Consider the following 17,231-nt stretch of genomic DNA (forward strand, 5'->3'; position numbering starts at 1 on the left):
CTGATGGGCATGATCTCGATTGTTTTTGGAAGGCTGTCACAGGCTTTCCTGCTGCTCATCGCCATGTCGCTGATCGGCTTTATCGGCATCCACAGCGTCGGCAATCCGGTCTTCAACGTCGTCAACATCGACACCGCCACCCCGGAGGACATTCAGGCGGCCACCATCGCGCTCGGTCTCGATCAGCCGATCTGGCGCCAGTACCTCGTCTTCATCGGCAACGTGATCAGCGGCAACTTCGGCACCTCCTACATCTACCATCAGCCGGCCTTCACCCTGGTGATGAGCAAGCTACCGGCAACCCTGGAACTTGCCATTATCGCCATGCTGATTGCCGCCCCGCTTGGTACCGGGCTCGGACTTCTTGCTGGCCGGCGCGTGGGCACGCTGTTTGATCGGACTCTGCTGAACGGCAGCGTCTCGGCGCTCAGCATCCCCTCCTTCTGGCTGGCGATGATGCTGATCCTCGTCGGCGCCATCCTCACCGGCTGGTTTCCCTCCGGTGGCCGGGGGGCAACCGAGCGTGTCCTTGGCGAGGACTGGAGTTGGCTGACCGCCAACGGGCTCTGGCACCTGGTGCTGCCGGCGCTGGCGCTCGCCATTCCGAACATCGCGTTGATCGCACGGCTGTCACGCTCCGGCACGATCGAGGTCGAAAGCCAGGATTTTACCCGGTTTTGCCGCGCCAAGGGGCTGTCGTCACGGCGGATCCTGATGCGCCACACGCTGCCGAACATCAGCGTGCCGATCGTGACGATCATCGGCCTGCAGTTCGGCGGCATGCTCGCCTTTGCCGTGGTGGTGGAATCGATCTTCTCCTGGCCGGGCGTCGGCAAGCTTCTGATCGACTCCATCCAGTTGCTCGATCGCCCGGTGGTGATGGCGACCCTCACCTTCATCGCCGTCGCCTTCGTCGGGCTCAACGCCCTCGTCGATCTCTTCTACGCCGTGCTCGATCCGCGCGTGCGCCTGTCTTCTTGAGAGGGACCGTCATGAAAGCCCAAATCCTGAGCGCATTAAAGAAGCCCCGACGCGGACCGGTGCTCACCCTGTCCAAAATCCTGCTCGTCAGCTACGTGCTGGTTGCCCTTGCCGCACCGCTGATCGCACCGCAGAACCCTTACGATCCCCTGCAGATCTTTGGCTGGGAGGCATCGTCGCCACCGGGAACGCTTGGCAGCGGCGGTTATCTCTATCTGCTTGGAACCGACGGGCTTGGCCGCGATATCGTCAGCACCATTCTCTATGGCCTGCGCATCAGCCTGGTGGTGTCGATCGTCAGTTCAGCACTTGCCGCCCTGATCGGGCTCACCGCCGGGGTGAGTGCCGCCTACTTCGGCAAATGGGTCGATGTCGTCATCATGCGGCTCGTCGACCTGCAGCTCAGCCTGCCGACCATCCTGATTGCGCTGATTGCCATCGTCACGCTCGGTCCGGGCATCGACCGCATCATCCTGGCGCTGGTCATCGTGCAATGGGCGACCTACGCCCGGATCGCCCGTGGCGTGGCGCTCAGCGAGGTCAAGAAGCCCTATATGGATGCGGCCCGGCTGATGCGGCTTCCGACATCAAGGGTCATCTTCCGCCACCTGCTGCCCAACAGCATCGCACCGGCGATCACCTTGATCCCGATCGAGGTCGGCCATGCGGTAGCACTGGAGGCGACGCTGTCGTTCCTTGGCCTCGGCGTTCCGATCGACAAACCGTCGCTCGGCTCCGCCGTTGCCAACGGCTTCCAGTACCTGATGACCGGCCAGTACTGGATCAGCCTGTTTCCGGGTCTCGCCCTCTTCGGCCTGATCGCTTCCATCAATCTCGTCGGCGAGGACGTTCGCCGCAGTCTCGATCCAAGGAACCAGACGCGATGACAGTGGAACAGATGAACATGCCTCCGCAGCAGCGATTGAACATAGGATCCTCGACGTCTCCGTTGGCCGCGTTGCTGCGGGTCGAGAACCTTAGCCTTCGCCATCTGTCCGCGGCCGGCCCGACGACGATCCTCAGCGACGTCAGCTTCGAGCTCGGCCGTGGCGAGATCCTTGGGATCATCGGCGAGTCCGGGGCTGGCAAGTCGACCGTCGGCAATGCCATCCTCGGACTGCTTGCGCCCGAGTTCCAGCAGTCCTCGGGAACGATCAGCTTCGACGGCAAGGCTTTGGAGCGGATGACCGCCAGCGAGCGCGAGGCGCTGCGGGGAAAACGGATCTCGGCGATCTTCCAGGATCACACCGCTTCGCTCGATCCGTTGATGAGCGTCGGCGCGCAAGTTCAGGAAACCTGCCTTGCGCTCGACCCTTCCTTGTCGCAACGCGCGGCCCGCGCCCGGGCCATCGATCTGCTGGCCCGTGTCGGCATTCCCGAGCCGGAGCGGCGCTATGGCAGCTACCCACACCAGTTCTCCGGCGGTCAGCGACAGCGCATCGTCATCGCCATTGCCCTTGCCGGCTCACCCGACATCATCATTGCCGACGAGCCGACCTCGGCACTCGATGCCACGGTGCAAAAGCAGGTGCTGCAATTGCTCAGAACCCTCGTTGATGACACCGGTGTCTCGGTCATTCTCGTCACCCACGACATGGGGGTGATCGCCGAGATCACCGACCGGGTGCTGGTCATGAAGAAGGGCCAGGTGGTCGAGACGGATGACACCGTCATCATCCTCGATCAGCCACGCCATGATTATACAAGCAAGCTGCTTGCCGCCGTTCCACGACTGCGCATCCCGCCACAGGTCGCGACGGCTGAAGACAAAGTGGCAGACAGGGATGGTCCGGACGGCTCTCGCGCCACCGATCATGCCGAGCGCCCGCTGCTTGTTGCCGAAGGCATCTCGAAAGCTTTTTCCCCGCAAGGATTGCGCTTGGGCTTGGGCTTGGGACTTGGCCGCAAACGATCGAGCTTCGGCCTGCGCGATGTTGGCATCCGCCTGCCGCGTGGCACGATCACCGGCATCGTCGGCGAAAGCGGCAGCGGCAAGACCACCTTCGGCCGCATCCTCGCCGGTCTCGACAGCGCCCATCAGGGCCGGATCGTGATCGGCGAGCAAAGCTATGAGGCGGCCTCAAGCGGCCGGCGCAGCGGTCTTCTTGGCCGGGTGCAGATGATCTTCCAGGATCCGTCCGTCTCGCTCAATCCGCGTTTGACCATTGCCGAGACACTGGAGGAAAGCATTCGCTTCGGTGCAGCGGGTGGATCCAGAGACAAACCGATTGCCGAGACGGCGGCTATGATGATGGATCGCCTCGGCCTTGCCCGGAGCCTGTCGTCTCGCCATCCGCATCAGCTCTCCGGCGGCCAGAAGCAGCGGGTCTGCATCGCTCGTGCGCTGCTCGCCAAGCCTGAGATCATCGTTGCGGACGAGCCGACATCGGCCCTCGACGTCTCGGTGCAGGCCGAGATCGTCACGCTGCTGAAGGAAACCATCGCCGGAGAGGACATGACCATGGTGTTCATCTCCCATGACCTGGCGATCGTCCAGGCGATGTGCAGCGCCGTCTACATCTTCAAAAACGGCCGGATCGAGGATTTTGGGTCCTCGGACTTCATCTTCTCCCGCTCCGACAACGCCTATACCCGCAGCCTGATTGCCGCCCGACCCGAGCGCTTCACATGCTGAGGGACGCGCTCCTTCCAGGACGGGAACGCGCGAGCGCTGCGCCCGTCATCACAATCCCCGAACGCTTGGCCGCAATCGCCATAGAAAGTTATCGCATGAAAGAACGCTTCACCTTTGCCCTGACTGGCCAATCGCTGATCAAGCACGACATCCGCGACGTCACCGATCCGGCCTTCACCAAGGTTCGCTCGCTGCTTTGCCAAGCCAATCTCGCCTTCACCAACTTCGAAAGCACGATCCTTGGGCGTCACGGTGGCTGGCCGCTGAAAGGCTCGTTCTTCGGCTGCAGCGATCCAGTCGTGCTTGACTGCCTTCGGGGCATCGGGTTCGACGCGCTGTCGCTGTCGAACAATCATGCCTTCGACCTCGGTCCGTCGGGCGTGCTCTCGACGTTGGAAGAGGTCGAGAAACGTGGCTTCCTGCATGCGGGTCTCGGTCGAGATCAGGGCGAGGTCTCTCAAGCGAGCCGTGCAACGGTATCCGGGCGGCCGGTTGCCATCGTTGCGATGGACGGCGGTCCCGGACCCGACTTCATGTATGCTGCCGACGGCGACGCCAACCGCCCCGCCCGTCCCGGCGTCAATCGGCTCGGGATCACCCAGAGGATCGAGGTCGATGCCCCGGCATTCGAACAACTGGCCGCCATTCGCGACCAGGTCGGCTACACCGCGATTGATCTCGCCAATGACAGCCAGCCGGACGATCGTCCAGAGCTCGATCCGCAGACCGAGATCGCCCTTGCCCGGGCCGTGTTCCGGCGATCGGAGCGCTGCGGCCGCAGCGTGAACATCGATGCGGCGGATCTTGAGAGGAACCTTGGCGCCATCACGGCGGCGGCGAAAGACGGATCGCTGGTGGTCGCCTATCTGCACCATCATCATTGGGCGTCCGACTGGTACCAGGTGCCTGGCTGGGTGAGTGGTGTCGCCCGCGCCTGCATCGATGCCGGCGCGTCGCTCTTCGTCAGCCACGGTGCGCCGGTGCTGCAGCCGATCGAGATCTATCGCGGCCGGCCGATCTTCTACAGCCTCGGCAACTTCATCTTCCATGTGCGCTCCGAGAAGTCGACCTGGACGGCGCCGGAGGTCTGGGAGAGCGTGGTGGCGGCCACGACCTTCGATGCCGACAACCGTCTCGTCGAGATCAAACTGTATCCGGTCATCATCGGTGGCGAACAAGCGTTGGAAGACGGCGTGCTCGAGCGGCGGCTAGCGCCGCATCTGGCGACCGGGGCCCGCGCCGAGCGGATTCTGGCGCGGCTCAAAGAGCAATCGGCTGGGCTCGGCACCGATATCCAGATCTCGCATGGTGTCGGCATCGTCCGAGTCTAGTCGGACCGCTGCACCCTTTAAACGGGCCGTCTCAGCCCGCATCTCCCACTTGAGGACCATCCATGGACGTTCGCCAGGAACTGATCGACCGCTTCTTTCGCTATGCGGCGATCGAAAGCCAAAGCAATGGCCGCGCGACTTGCCTGCCCTCCTCGCCCGGTCAGGCCACCCTCGCGGCCCTCTTGGCTGAGGAGATGCGGACACTGGGCCTGGCAGACGTTGTCGTCGATGGAAATGCCATCGTCACCGGTCTCAAACGCGGCAGTTGCCCCGACGCGCCGGCGATCGGCTTTATCGCCCACCTCGACACCGTCGATGTCGGCCTTTCGCCGTTCATCCGGCCGCAGATCCTGCGCTTCGACGGCAAGGACCTTTGCCTCAATGCCGAGGAAGACATCTGGCTGCGGGTCGCCGAGCATCCGGAGATCGCCCGCTGGCAGGGCGAGGACATCATCGTCGGTGATGGCACCAGTGTGCTCGGCGCCGACAACAAGGCGGCGATCGCGGTGATCATGACGTTGCTTGGACGGCTCGACAGCAAAGAGCACGGCGATGTCTACGCCGCCTTCGTACCCGACGAGGAAATCGGATTACGCGGCGCCAAGGCGCTCGATCTCTCTCGGTTTCCTTGCGATTTTGCCTATACGATCGACTGCTGTGAACTGGGTGAAGTGGTGCTTGAGACCTTCAACGCCGCCTCCGCCGAGATCGTCTTCACCGGTGTCAGCGCCCATCCGATGTCGGCCAAGGGCAATCTCGTCAATCCGTTGACGATGGCGATCGCCTTCATGGCCCAGTTCGACCGCAACGACACGCCGGAACACACCGCGGATCGCCTGGGCTTCTTCTGGTTCAAGGATCTCGTCGCCAATGACAGCGAGGCGACACTCACCTGCCTGATCCGAGACTTCGACACCGACGGGTTCCATCAGCGCAAGCGGCGGATCGCCGAGGTCGCGGAGCGGATCCGGTTAAGTTACCCCCGCGGCAACGTCCGCTACCAGGTCACCGAGACCTATCGAAACATCGCCGCCAGCCTGGCTAAGGACAATCGGGCGGTCTCCTTGCTCTTCACGGCCATGGATGAGCTTGGGATCAAGAAGAAGCTGTTCCCGATGCGCGGCGGGACCGATGGCGCCGTGCTTTCGGCGCGGGGCATTCCGACGCCGAACTTCTTTACCGGCGCCTACAACTTCCATTCGCGCTACGAGGTCCTGCCACTCCCGGCGTTCGAAAATTCGTTCGAGGTGGCAATGGGGATTTGTCGGTTGGCGGTGAGGAGGTGACACGACTGGGTCGGCCGCTGTGAGCGATTGAGCAATCAATTCGAAGATCGGCCGTCGGTGATGTTTGAGCGTTCTGTTCATCGGCGGCGGCGATTTCCGCGGTAACGGTGCATGCTGACGATCGTGCTGGGTCAGCCGCTTGTTTGTGATGGCGTCCTGGCCCGGGTCCGGATCTTCCACCAAGAATTTCATCCCTGGGCGGCTCATTGGGCCCCCCTCCTTCATTCCTGCGCTGTTCCGGCTGCCGGTTGCGAGCCGGCGGCCGCAAGCGAGGCTTCCTCGCGGCTGACGTCTCCAATTGTAGAATCCTACAATTGCGGAGCGCGCCCTTGCGGCCTTTTCTCTTCGCGGCGGTTTGAAATCGGCCCGCGATAATCACGGGAAGAAGCGAGATGGGAGGACGGTCGCGACGCGACTGAATGAAGAAATGAACCGGAGTGAGATTGAACGACTGCGGGAAACTGTGCGCTGTGAGGTGGCACTGGAGACCTCTGGTTTCGCTCTCGACCCTAGAGAGAGCACAAAACGTGCATTGAAGTATCGCCGTGGCAGCGAAATCATCATTGTCACGCACTCAGGAAAGGGATGGTTCGATCCTCTGGGTGAGGAGAAAGGCGACGTCTTCGGTCTCGTAGTCCACTTGGAGCGTTGCGCCTTCCTCGAAGCATGCGCTCGGGTCGCCGCACTTTCGGGTGCGGAGCCGTCGCCTACCATGTGGGAGCACGAAAGTCGTAAACTTCCGGACCTCACTTCCATTTCCGAAACTTGGGCCAGCCGGAGATCGCCATGGCCGGGCTCCGCAACATGGCGTTATCTCCGTTGGCAGCGGTGCCTTCCTGTCCCCATCATCCGCACCGCGATCGCTCAAGGTCTACTGCGCGAAGGGCCCTCGGGGAGCATGTGGGCGGCGCATACCGACGAGTTCGGTGAGGTTTGCGGATGGGAATCTCGTGGGCCGGAATGGCGTGGATTTGCGACCGGCGGCAGCAAGGTTTTGTTCCGGATTGGCTGCACAAATGCCACTCGCCTCTGTGTGACCGAGGCGGCGATCGACGCCATGAGCCTGGCGGCCATCGAAGGGATGCGGGCGGGCACGCTCTATCTTAGCACTGGCGGTGGCTGGGCGCCGGCGACGAGTGCCGCCTTGCGCGCGCTGGCGGCAGGCTCGGACCCGCAACTCGTCGCAGCGACAGATGCCAATTCGCAAGGCGACGCCTATGCCGGCCGGCTCCGCGCACTGGCTGACGACGTCGGGTGCGCATGGCATCGACTTCGCCCCTCCGCCGACGATTGGAATCATGTGCTGCAGCAGGACAAGGATAGAATGAACAAGACAACGAATAAGGCAGACGTGCCGCGTACCCGCTGACCGCATCAACGGAGGCTTCGCCCCTGCGCCGGCCCTTGACCCGGATGGCCGGGATGCCGCGAGCCAGAAGGTGTCATGAAAAACCAAAGTGGGGACTGAGGTAGCGGCGGTGCACGCGCAGCGCGCGACCGTATGCGGCTTGGTAGCGTCGGAGGCGAATGATTAAGGCCGGTCGCCGCTATTGGCGGTGGCCGACTCCACGACCGGCTTCAGGTGGTCCATAGGGCTGTCAGCCACGCTCTGATCCAGTTTCCCCCAGATCGACGGTTTATGGATCCCCGTTTTCGGCTTTCTGGACTGCTTGATCTCAACGATGAACGGCTTGGTTTGCTGACGCATTTTTCCTCCGGGCGACGAATCGCGATGTAAATCTATCGCTCTAAGTTTGTCTCGCAGGCGACCCTTGGCTGAGGGCAAAGCGAGAAGCATGTCTTGACCGTTGTGCTGGCAGTCAAGTTAAACCCGGTGCGGCTGTCGGCTTGGGATCATCTGATGTCGATCGCCACAGTCATATCCTTTTTCCTGAGCGCCGGGGCACCATCCGCGGTCTCGATGGGGTATGTCTGCCCGGGGAACGGCTTCGCCTTGCTCTTGTTCCCGCAACGGCTCGCCGAAACTTTCATCCCCTGGCGGAGACCGCCCCACTTGAGTGGGACCCCGGATCACCGCCATTCCTCGCGAAACAAGAAAGTTCTTCCGTTCCGCCCTTCACGTTTGTTCCGGCCCTTACGGGTGCGGTCCGATCGTCCCCGGCCTTTACGACTGCCATCGAGGCCGCAATGGTGCGGCCCGAAACAGCAAAAGGAACAGGACAATGGCTACCATCGGCACCTTCACCGCAAACGAAAGCGGCTTCACCGGCTCGATCCGCACCCTCGCCCTCAACGTCAAGGCTCGCATCGCCCGCATCGAGAGCCCCTCCGACAAGGGGCCGCAGTTCCGCATCTTTGCGGGCGCCGTTGAACTCGGCGCCGCCTGGCAGAAGCGCTCCGAACAGGACCGCGACTACCTCTCGGTCAAGCTCGATGACCCGAGCTTCCTGGCTCCGATCTACGCGACGCTGACGGAAGTCGATGGCGAAGACGGATACCAGCTCATCTGGTCCCGCCCGAACCGGGAGTAAGGAGCCGCCGGCCCCGCCACCAAGCGGGGTTAGGCCTCATTTCTGAAGCCGGAAACAGGCATCGAGCCGGTTTCCGGCTTTTTGCTGTCACACGAGAGGTTGGGATTTGCTCAGATCATCCCATTTTGACGTGTTGAAAGGACCGCCTCAAGGACGGGCGGTTCCCCCCAAAATGCCTGCGCATTTCGGCTCCTTCACCCGCCGTGGTGCGGGCGCTTGGCGCTCCTTGACCCGACCCTCTCCCCAAGACCGCGGATGTCATCTTTCTCAAACATGAGGAGATGACGATGATGACGATCGAACAACACATCGAAGAAGTGCTGGCCGAGCTCAGGAACGCCGTCTGCACTGGCGAGCGTCGGCAAATCGAGACTGAACTTGAACTCGCCAAGGCCGAGCGCGAGGTCGCCCTGGCGGAACAAAACGGCCGTGTCAGCGCAGAGCCTCCGTTCTGACGGAGGCTTTTTTTGCATGCAACTGACACCGTGCCCATCTTTCTCAAGTTGGGGGCGCGGGCACCTGTGGGTATTATTCCGACGAGCCACCGCACCGATCGTCATTGCGCAGGCAGGCTCGCCGTCGATCGTGTGCGAGGCGCGGGGTACAGTCGGTCCCGCCTCCCCTTCGGGCCTCTACGTTGAGGCTCCTGCGGCTGCCCTTTTCCCGCCCTCCGCACGGCGAGAATTCCCGACATCTCGCCCTTTGGGGCGCCGCTATGCTGATTTCTCCGATACTCTTCATTTTTCTGGATCACCCTTGCTCGCTGCTCTTCGCGCCGGTTCGATCCTGGAGCCTCAGACGTCTTGCGCGATCTTGTGGAACCTGTTCACATCGACGCAAGCCTTCATGTCCTTTCGCCTGAACCAGATCGCCCGTCCGCAGCGAAGCGGCGGGTTGCCGGCGGTGAAGACGATCTGCTCATCGGCGCGCATGCGAAGCACTTCGTGTGGCTGGATCAGGGCACGCGCGGCAAGCTGCTTTGATCTGGTTCGCGACGCTCCCTTCGATTGGAAACTTCGACTGACCTGGTCGATCTCGACCGTCGTCATGCCGCAGCGTTTAGAGATGTAGTCCGCCGTGTCGGGATCGTTGATCGCGGCGAAAGAAATCCAGCTCGCACTCTCGAACCATTTGCTTACGGCATCTCGGCCGCCATAGGTTTCGCGCATCTGTCCAATCGACTGATAGATCATTGTCAGCGTGATGCCATACTTGCGGCCAGCATCACGCGCGGTTTCGAGGATCCGCATGTAACCGAGGCGCGCGACCTCATCGAGAAGGAAGAGCGCCCGCCCCTTCACCTGGCCGTCGCGATTGTAGATCGCATTGAGGAACGAGCCGATGATCACACGGGCAAGCCCGGCATGCGTCTCCAAGGTCTTGAGGTCGATGTTGATGAACACATCGGTGCTTCCGGCGGCAAGGGCATCGGTAGAGAAGGTCGAACCGGAAACCAGGGCCGCATAGTTCGGATAGGACAGCCAATGCGTTTCCTTCACAGCATTGGCGTAGACACCCGAGAAGGTTTCCGGCGTCATATTGACGAAGGCGGCGACGTTTTCCTTCACGAAGTCCGAGTTCGAATTGCCATAGATCGACTTTAGCCGTTCGCGCAGTTTCGGCTCGGGTTCCGCCAGATTGGTCCGAACCTGCCGCAAGGTCTGGTTTTCTTGGTCGGTATGGCCGGAAAGGCAGACGTCAGCGATCAAAGCGGTCAACAATTGCAGCGCCGAAGCGCGGAAGAAATCGTCGCGCAAGCCACGCGCCCCGCCGCTGTCGCTGATGATCCATGAAGCGACCGACGCGATATCTTCCTCCTTGGTCCCGCCGAACCGACCGATCCAGTCGAGCGCATTGAAGCCCGTTTCCGGTTCCTTCGGATCGAGGATCCGGAGGAACCGCGCGGCGGCTTTGCGATGTCGACAGACCATCGGCGCCACTTCGCTTGAAGGGTCGAGCACGACAAGCGCCCCGCTCCATTTGAGTGCCGTCGGAATTGTCACTGATGTTGTTTTGAACCCACCGGATCCGGCAAAGACGATCCCGTGCGACGACCCGAATGACCCGTCGAAGCAGAGCAATGGCGGTTTGCCGCCAGCGCCCCAGGTGTCGAGATCATCCGCTCGAAACGACTGCTCTGCCGAGCTGTCCTTATCGACGCGGTAGCACTCGCCAATGACAATTCCGCCTGTATCGGAAAAGAGCTTCGCCGCTTCGCGCATCTTCATCCAGTCGGCCTCGCCATGAAGAGCCCTTTGTCCCTTCACACGCTTGGGCTCGGGACGTCTGAAGGCCGCATTTCCGATCAGCGCAACGCGGAGCGCGAAACATCCAACCATCAGCGCTGTAGCCGCACCGATTATAGATGCAGGGTCCAGGTACGAGGCAACCTTGCCCGGGGGCACTTCTGCAGCAAGCGCGGAAAGACGGGATGCCTCACGCAATGCTGCCGTCAGAAGCGTTGCAGCGGCCCCGAAGAGAACGCTCCAGCCCGCGAGCTTGATGCTGACTGCGCCCGCGCTTGCGAACAGGAAAATCACCCCGAGCGCCGCGGCACTGAGATAGGGTGCGGCGACACCGATTCGGCCGAGCGCATCTCTTGCCGCATCCGTTTTGCCGAAGGGCGAAAGCCAGTGCTCGATGCCATGCATGCCGATAACCGTCAGCGTCATCAACGCGACGGGGATCATTGCGAGCACGAACCTATTCACTGTCATTGCTGAAAGCCTCCGCTCCGATGGCGATCAGCCGTGTCCGCTCGCCTTCGTCGGACTTCAGTCTGAGGCTCAGTTCGACCAGTGCTCCAAGCAGAAGCGCCCTTTTTTCGTATCGCAGGCCCGCCTTTACGATCAGGCCACCGAGTTCAATTTTTTCCCGCGTGTCGTTTCTGCGGGCATCGGATGTCCTCGTTTTCGCCATCCGCTTAAGCCTCGCCACCGCTGCCCTGAGCCGCGCCAGGCGCGAGCGTCGTAGTCCCGGCGGGTCCGCCGTTTTCGCCAGCGCTCCTCTTTCTTCCGGTCGAAGCGATGACTCCTTGGCCTTGGCGAAAGCGTATCACCAGACCCTCGAAGGCCGCGTGAAGCTCGATTTCGTCGATCTCGGTTTCGCCAAGGCCTGCCTTGAGTGCAATCCGGCCGATGCGTTCGGCTTCCCGTGTCTCCGCTTGTTTGAGCTGTTCCTGCAGTTTGGCGATTTCGTCGCGAATTTTCGAAGAAGGTTTCTTCATGTCCGCAGTTCTCCCTGGCTTCAGAAAGCGTGTCTTTCGAAGCCAGTCTTGCGGACCGGAGGGCGCCACGCACTACGGTTAATCCTACAATCGCCAACCGCGATGCTTTTGTGAATGATCACGGCCGTTCCGAAGGAGCGGCATCAAAGTGCGCAATTATACGTCGCCGATGCGACGCTTTGCTTTTCTCCCCCTGGCGGGGCCGCCGTTCCCCACGAACCGTTTAAGTTTGTTCGCAATCGGGAAAGATTTCTGCCGTGGCCGTTCCCCATTTCTCCGTCAGCGTCGTCGCCCGCGGCTCCGGTCGCAGCGCGGTCATGTCGGCGGCCTATCGGCATTGTGCCAAGATGGACTACGAGCGGGAAGCAAGGACGATCGACTATCGCGCCAAGCAGGGTTTGCTCCACGAGGAGTTTGCCATCCCGGCCGAGGCACCCGCTTGGTTGCGGTCGATGATTGCAGACCGTCCCATCTCGGGAGCAGCAGAAGCCTTCTGGAACAAGATTGAGATCTTCGAGAAGCGGGACGATGCCCAACTCGCCAAGGACGTGACGATCGCGCTTCCGCTTGAACTGACAGTTGAGCAGAACATCGCGCTCATTCGCGACTTTGTCGAGCGGCACGTCACCTCAAGGGGCATGGTCGCCGACTGGGTCTACCACGATGCGTCGGGCAACCCGCATGTCCATCTGATGACGACGTTGAGGCCGCTGACCGACAACGGGTTCGGTGGCAAGAAGATCGCGGTTCTGGGGGCGGACGGCAATCCAATCCGCAACGATCATGGCAAGATCGTCTACGAACTTTGGGCCGGAAACCTCGAAGATTTCAACGCATTTCGCGATGGCTGGTTTGCCTGCCAGAACCGTCATCTGGGGCTTGCCGGTCTCGACATTCGCATCGATGGCCGTTCTTTCGAACAGCAGGGTATCGAGCTTGCGCCGACCATTCATCTCGGGGTCGGCACCAAGGCGATCGAGCGGAAATCCGTGGCGGACGAACAGGCAGCTTCGCTCGAGCGGCTGGCATTGCAGGAGGAGCGGCGTAGCGAGAACGCGCGACGCATCCAGGGCCGGCCGGAGATTGTGCTCGACCTGATCTCGCGTGAAAAAAGCGTCTTTGACGAACGCGACATAGCCAAGATCCTGCATCGCTATATCGATGACCCCGGCCTCTTCCAGAGTCTGATGGCGCGCATTCTGCAAAGCCCGCGCGCGCTTTGTCTCGACCGCGAGCGGCTCGCTTTTGCGACAGGCGTGCGTGTGCCGGCAAAATACGCTACGCGCGAGTTAATCCGGGTGGAAGCGGAGATGGCAAGTCGCGCGGTTTGGCTGTCACGCCGATCCTCGCATGGCGTTCGGGATGCAGTGCTCAAGGCGGCGTTCACACGTCATTCGCGCCTGTCGAAGGAACAGATATCGGCGATCGAGCATGTTGCGGGACCCGAGCGCATCGCCGCTGTCATTGGCCGCGCCGGCGCCGGCAAGACGACGATGATGAAGGCTGCGCGTGAAGCGTGGGAAACAGCGGGGTATCGTGTCGTCGGTGGTGCGCTCGCCGGCAAGGCCGCTGAAGGGTTGGAGAAGGACGCGGGGATCGTCTCGCGCACGCTTTCGGCTTGGGAACTGCGCTGGAAAGAAGGTCGAAACCCGCTCGACAACAAGACGGTCTTCGTTCTCGATGAAGCGGGTATGGTATCATCCCGGCAGATGGCGCTGTTCGTCGAGGCCGCTACCAAGGCTGGCGCCAAGCTCGTCCTGATCGGCGACCCGGAACAGCTGCAGCCCATTGAAGCGGGCGCGGCCCTCCGCGCCATTGCCGATCGTATCGGCTACGCCGAACTTGGGACCATCTATCGACAACGCGAACAGTGGATGCGCGACGCGGCGCTCGATCTCGCCCGTGGCGATGTCGGCAAGGCGGTTGAAGCCTATCGCGCAAATGGCAGGATCGTTGCTTCCGAGCTCAAGGCCCAAGCCATCCAGAACCTGATTGTGGACTGGGAGCGGGATTACGATCCAACCAGGACCATGCTGATCCTCGCCCACCTTCGGCGCGATGTGAAAATGCTCAACGATATGGCACGTGCCAGGCTCGTTGAGCGTGGCTTGCTCAACGACGGTTTCATGTTTCGGACCGAGGACGGGAACCGCCATTTCGCGCCCGGTGATCAGATCGTTTTCCTCAAGAACGAAGGATCTCTGGGCGTCAAGAACGGCATGCTCGGCAAGGTCCTCGACGCTGCTCAAAATCGTATCGTTGCGGAGATTGGCGAAGGAGAGCATCAGCGCCAGGTGACGGTGGAGAGCCTCTTTTACAACAATATCGACCACGGTTATGCCACCACGATCCATAAGAGCCAGGGCGCCACCGTGGACCGGGTGAAGGTGCTTGCTTCGCTCTCCCTCGATCGGCATTTGACTTATGTTGCGATGACCCGACACCGTGAGGATCTCGACGTCTATTACGGTGAGCGTTCATTCGCCAAGGCCGGCGGCCTGACTGAGATGCTGTCGCAGAAGAACTCGAAGGAAACCACGCTCGATTACGAGAAGGCGACCTTCTATCGCCACGCGCTGCACTTCGCTGAAGCACGGGGCCTGCACCTCGTCAATGTCGCTCGAACGATCGCCCGCGACCAACTTGATTGGACGGTTCGGCAGAAACAGAAATTGACTGATCTGGCTCACCGCCTTGCCAGTATCGGCGAGCAGCTCGGGTTCGCCGTCGGCGCCAAAACAATGAATGCGCAAAGACTGAAGGAGACCAGGCCCATGGTTGCCGGTATCGCCACATTCCCGAAATCGATGGAGCAGTCAGTCAGTGACAAAATCGAAGCCGATCCCGGTTTGAAGAAGATATGGGAAGATGTGTCGACCCGGTTTCATCTTGTCTACGCCCAGCCGGAAGCCGCCTTCAAGGCGGTCAATGTCGACGAGATGTTGAAGGACTATACCGTCGCGAATGCGACGCTCGCCAAGGTCGCTAGTCAGCCGGACACCTACGGCGCGCTTAAAGGAAGAACCGGCATTCTCGCAAGCCGCGCCGACAAACAGGACCGTGAGCGGGCGGAGCGCAACGTTCCGGTTCTGGTCCAGAGCGTCAGCGACTACGTGGGCCAGCGCAGCCGGATCGAGCAACGCTATCGGGCAGAGGAAGTGGCACTCCGCCGCAGGGTCGCTATCGACATCCCCGAGTTGTCTGCGGGCGCCCGACAAACGCTGGAGCGGGTGCGGGATGCCATCGATCGCAATGACCTCTCCGCGGCATTGGGGTTCGCTCTCGCCGACATACAAGTGAAGGCGGAACTGGACGGCTTTGCCAAGGCGGTCGCCGAGCGTTTCGGGGAGCGCACGTTCCTGCCGCTCGCCGCCAAGGACACGAACGGAGAGACCTTCAAAACGATCACAGCTGGCTTGAAACCCGGTGATACCGCGGAGGTCCGGTTGGCGTGGAACTTGATGCGCGCTGTGCAGCAGCTCAGCGCCCATGAGCGAACGGTCGAAGCCCTGAAACAGGCAGAGACGCTACGCCAGACCAAAGGTCAGGGGCTGTCGCTGAAATGACCGCCCTCCCAACCGCAACCGCGCCGTTGAAGCGACGCAATAACCCGCTCCTACTCGGTTTGGCCATCATGACAGCGGCGTCCCTCAGCGCGATCTGCATTGTCTGGTTCGGTAACCATCGCATCAATCTCACGCCGAGCGAGCCGCTTGGTCTTTGGCGAATAGTCAAGCTCGCTCGGCCAGCCGCCGTCGGCGATCTCGTCTTCATTTGTCCACCGCAAACCGCGACGATGCGAGAAGCACGGGCGCGCGGGTACCTGCGCTCCGGTCTCTGTCCGGGCGGCGTCTCCCCACTCATCAAGTCGGTCATCGCCATTGCCGGACAGCGTGTCGAGGTGGGCGCCAGCGTCAGGGTGGGCGGCCGTTCGATACCCGCCTCCAGCGTGGTGCAGCTTGATGGACAGGGACGGAAGATGACGCCGTTTTCGGGAGGGATTGTGCCGGCAGGTTCAGTCTTCCTGCACTCACCCTTCGCGGGTTCCTACGACTCCCGCTATTTCGGGCCCGTCTCCGAAGCGGGAATTCTCGGACTGGCGCAAGAGGTGTTGACCTATGCACCGTAACGACCTCCGGCCAGCAAGTCTGGTAATCGCATCGATTGTGGCCGGATGGATCGGGTGGAGCGGCAACGTCTTCCTTCTGCCGGTCGCGTTGGTGTTTCCTGTCCTCTGGTCGAGCGCGCAGACGAGGTCTGTGGCGCTGCTCGTCTCGGCCGGCTATTTCCTCTCTGCGTCCCGTGGTTTGCCGCAGGGCGTCGCAGCCTTCTACGTATCCGACCTTTGGCCCGGCTTGCTGCTTTGGCTATGCGCGTCCGGAAGCTTTGTTGCTGTGCATGCGTTGCTTTGGACGAAGCGCTCCGGCGCTCGTCCGTTCCGCTACCTGATTGCGGCCGTCGTCATGGCACTTCCACCCTTCGGGATCACAGGTTGGGCTCATCCCGCCACGGCTGCCGGCGTTCTGTTTACCGGATGGGGATGGTGGGGATTGCTTGCGTTGACAGCCGGCCTCATGGGCCTCGTGACCCGCGCCTGGCCGGCTGTCGCGATTGTCCTTTCGGGACTTTGGCTTTGGTCCGCCGCAAACTGGACCGATCCGAAACTACCCGAGGGTTGGCTGCCCGTCGATCTCGAGCTGGGGGCATCGCTTGGGCGCGATGCGAGTTTAGAGCGTCACAGTGCTTTGGTTGCAACGGTGAAGGATCGTGCAGTTGGCGGCAGAGCCGTTGTCCTGCCCGAAAGTGCCCTGGGCTTCTTGACGCCAACCGTTGAACGGCTCTGGGTGAACGCCCTGCAACGGACCGACATCACCGTGATCGCCGGTGCGGCCATGCTTGGCGGAGAGACCTATGACAACGTCCTCTTCGGTCTCTCGGCGGACGGAGGCGAGATTCTCTATCGCGAACGGATGCCGGTCCCGGGCTCGATGTGGCAGCCCTGGCGGTCATGGTTCGGGAAGAGCGGTGGCGCGCGGGCGCACCTGCTAGGCAGTCCAGTTGCGACGATGGGCAATCGTCGGGTGGCACCACTGATCTGCTACGAGCAACTCGTCGTCTGGCCGATATTGCAATCGATGCTCCACGATCCGGACCTGATCGTCGCCGTCGGAAACGGGTGGTGGACCAAGGGGACATCGATTGTCGCAATTCAACGAGCGAGCACCATCGCCTGGGCAAAGCTGTTTGCAATGCCGCTTGTACTTTCCTTCAACACCTGAA

Annotated in this window: 15 protein-coding genes; 11 read left to right on the plus strand and 4 right to left on the minus strand. The window is 61.7% G+C overall.

The annotated features are described in order from the left end of the window. Window positions 1-3: 3 nt before the first annotated feature. From IB267_RS16705 to IB267_RS16730, 6 genes are all read left to right on the plus strand, one after another. Complete coding sequence (locus IB267_RS16705) at window positions 4-981, plus strand: ABC transporter permease (RefSeq protein WP_192448610.1); 978 nt, start codon at window positions 4-6, stop codon at window positions 979-981. An 11-nt stretch (window positions 982-992) separates the two neighbouring features. After that, on the plus strand, window positions 993-1,868 hold the full coding sequence (locus IB267_RS16710) for an ABC transporter permease (RefSeq protein WP_192448611.1): 876 nt from the start codon (window positions 993-995) through the stop codon (window positions 1,866-1,868). A 17-nt stretch (window positions 1,869-1,885) separates the two neighbouring features. After that, entirely contained in the window at window positions 1,886-3,616 is a 1,731-nt protein-coding gene (locus tag IB267_RS16715) for an ABC transporter ATP-binding protein (protein ID WP_192449246.1), read from the plus strand. Between the two features lie 95 nt (window positions 3,617-3,711). Next, complete coding sequence (locus IB267_RS16720) at window positions 3,712-4,947, plus strand: CapA family protein (protein WP_192448612.1); 1,236 nt, start codon at window positions 3,712-3,714, stop codon at window positions 4,945-4,947. A 62-nt stretch (window positions 4,948-5,009) separates the two neighbouring features. Further along, on the plus strand, window positions 5,010-6,233 hold the full coding sequence (gene pepT / locus IB267_RS16725) for a peptidase T (protein WP_192448613.1): 1,224 nt from the start codon (window positions 5,010-5,012) through the stop codon (window positions 6,231-6,233). A 475-nt stretch (window positions 6,234-6,708) separates the two neighbouring features. Next, a complete protein-coding gene (locus IB267_RS16730) occupies window positions 6,709-7,602 on the plus strand; it encodes a DUF3991 and toprim domain-containing protein (protein WP_371742552.1) in 894 nt (297 codons plus the stop codon). Window positions 7,603-7,764: 162 nt separating this feature from the next. Here the strand turns inward: IB267_RS16730 and IB267_RS16735 are convergent, their stop codons facing one another. Beyond that, entirely contained in the window at window positions 7,765-7,941 is a 177-nt protein-coding gene (locus IB267_RS16735; protein WP_192448615.1) for a hypothetical protein, read from the minus strand. 475 nt (window positions 7,942-8,416) lie between these two features. Between IB267_RS16735 and IB267_RS16740 the strand changes: the two genes are divergently transcribed. Continuing rightward, complete coding sequence (locus tag IB267_RS16740; RefSeq protein ID WP_192448616.1) at window positions 8,417-8,725, plus strand: DUF736 domain-containing protein; 309 nt, start codon at window positions 8,417-8,419, stop codon at window positions 8,723-8,725. 287 nt (window positions 8,726-9,012) lie between these two features. Continuing rightward, window positions 9,013-9,180 (plus strand): hypothetical protein, encoded by a 168-nt coding sequence (locus tag IB267_RS16745; protein WP_192449317.1) that lies wholly within the window; start codon window positions 9,013-9,015, stop codon window positions 9,178-9,180. 339 nt (window positions 9,181-9,519) lie between these two features. Here IB267_RS16745 and traG read toward each other — a convergent pair whose 3' ends face one another. From traG to traC, 3 genes are read right to left on the minus strand one after another with little or no spacing between them, the layout of a single operon-like run. Then, window positions 9,520-11,442 (minus strand): Ti-type conjugative transfer system protein TraG, encoded by a 1,923-nt coding sequence (traG, locus tag IB267_RS16750; protein WP_192448617.1) that lies wholly within the window; start codon window positions 11,440-11,442, stop codon window positions 9,520-9,522. Further along, window positions 11,429-11,644 (minus strand): type IV conjugative transfer system coupling protein TraD, encoded by a 216-nt coding sequence (gene traD, locus IB267_RS16755; RefSeq protein ID WP_192448618.1) that lies wholly within the window; start codon window positions 11,642-11,644, stop codon window positions 11,429-11,431. The genes traG and traD overlap by 14 nt, the downstream gene beginning before the upstream one ends. Before the next feature lie 4 nt (window positions 11,645-11,648). After that, window positions 11,649-11,951, minus strand: coding sequence for a conjugal transfer protein TraC (traC, locus tag IB267_RS16760; protein WP_192449247.1), 303 nt, complete (start codon window positions 11,949-11,951; stop codon window positions 11,649-11,651). A gap of 257 nt (window positions 11,952-12,208) precedes the next feature. Between traC and traA the strand changes: the two genes are divergently transcribed. From traA to IB267_RS16775, 3 genes are read left to right on the plus strand one after another with little or no spacing between them, the layout of a single operon-like run. After that, on the plus strand, window positions 12,209-15,517 hold the full coding sequence (gene traA / locus IB267_RS16765) for a Ti-type conjugative transfer relaxase TraA (RefSeq protein ID WP_192448619.1): 3,309 nt from the start codon (window positions 12,209-12,211) through the stop codon (window positions 15,515-15,517). Next, the gene (gene traF / locus IB267_RS16770; RefSeq protein WP_192448620.1) at window positions 15,514-16,080 is read left to right on the plus strand and encodes a conjugative transfer signal peptidase TraF; all 567 of its coding nucleotides are present in this window, start codon (window positions 15,514-15,516) and stop codon (window positions 16,078-16,080) included. The genes traA and traF overlap by 4 nt, the downstream gene beginning before the upstream one ends. After that, window positions 16,070-17,230 carry a conjugal transfer protein TraB gene (locus IB267_RS16775; RefSeq protein ID WP_192448621.1) on the plus strand — a complete coding sequence of 387 codons (1,161 nt, stop codon included), beginning with the start codon at window positions 16,070-16,072 and terminating at the stop codon, window positions 17,228-17,230. Before traF ends, IB267_RS16775 begins: the two co-directional genes overlap by 11 nt. Window position 17,231 lies beyond the last annotated feature (1 nt).

It is taken from the genome of Ensifer sp. ENS09, from assembly GCF_014852425.1.
In the GTDB taxonomy this organism is placed as follows: domain Bacteria; phylum Pseudomonadota; class Alphaproteobacteria; order Rhizobiales; family Rhizobiaceae; genus Ensifer.

Bases quoted from the DNA above. Each gene is read 5' to 3' on its own strand.
- IB267_RS16705 (WP_192448610.1), top strand. From the start codon at position 4: ATGGGCATGATCTCGATTGTTTTTGGAAGGCTGTCACAGGCTTTCCTG.
- IB267_RS16710 (WP_192448611.1), top strand. From the start codon at position 993: ATGAAAGCCCAAATCCTGAGCGCATTAAAGAAGCCCCGACGCGGACCG.
- IB267_RS16715 (WP_192449246.1), top strand. From the start codon at position 1,886: ATGCCTCCGCAGCAGCGATTGAACATAGGATCCTCGACGTCTCCGTTG.
- IB267_RS16720 (WP_192448612.1), top strand. From the start codon at position 3,712: ATGAAAGAACGCTTCACCTTTGCCCTGACTGGCCAATCGCTGATCAAG.
- pepT (WP_192448613.1), top strand. From the start codon at position 5,010: ATGGACGTTCGCCAGGAACTGATCGACCGCTTCTTTCGCTATGCGGCG.
- IB267_RS16735 (WP_192448615.1), bottom strand. From the start codon at position 7,941: ATGCGTCAGCAAACCAAGCCGTTCATCGTTGAGATCAAGCAGTCCAGA.
- IB267_RS16740 (WP_192448616.1), top strand. From the start codon at position 8,417: ATGGCTACCATCGGCACCTTCACCGCAAACGAAAGCGGCTTCACCGGC.
- IB267_RS16745 (WP_192449317.1), top strand. From the start codon at position 9,013: ATGATGACGATCGAACAACACATCGAAGAAGTGCTGGCCGAGCTCAGG.
- traG (WP_192448617.1), bottom strand. From the start codon at position 11,442: ATGACAGTGAATAGGTTCGTGCTCGCAATGATCCCCGTCGCGTTGATG.
- traD (WP_192448618.1), bottom strand. From the start codon at position 11,644: ATGGCGAAAACGAGGACATCCGATGCCCGCAGAAACGACACGCGGGAA.
- traC (WP_192449247.1), bottom strand. From the start codon at position 11,951: ATGAAGAAACCTTCTTCGAAAATTCGCGACGAAATCGCCAAACTGCAG.
- traF (WP_192448620.1), top strand. From the start codon at position 15,514: ATGACCGCCCTCCCAACCGCAACCGCGCCGTTGAAGCGACGCAATAAC.
- IB267_RS16775 (WP_192448621.1), top strand. From the start codon at position 16,070: ATGCACCGTAACGACCTCCGGCCAGCAAGTCTGGTAATCGCATCGATT.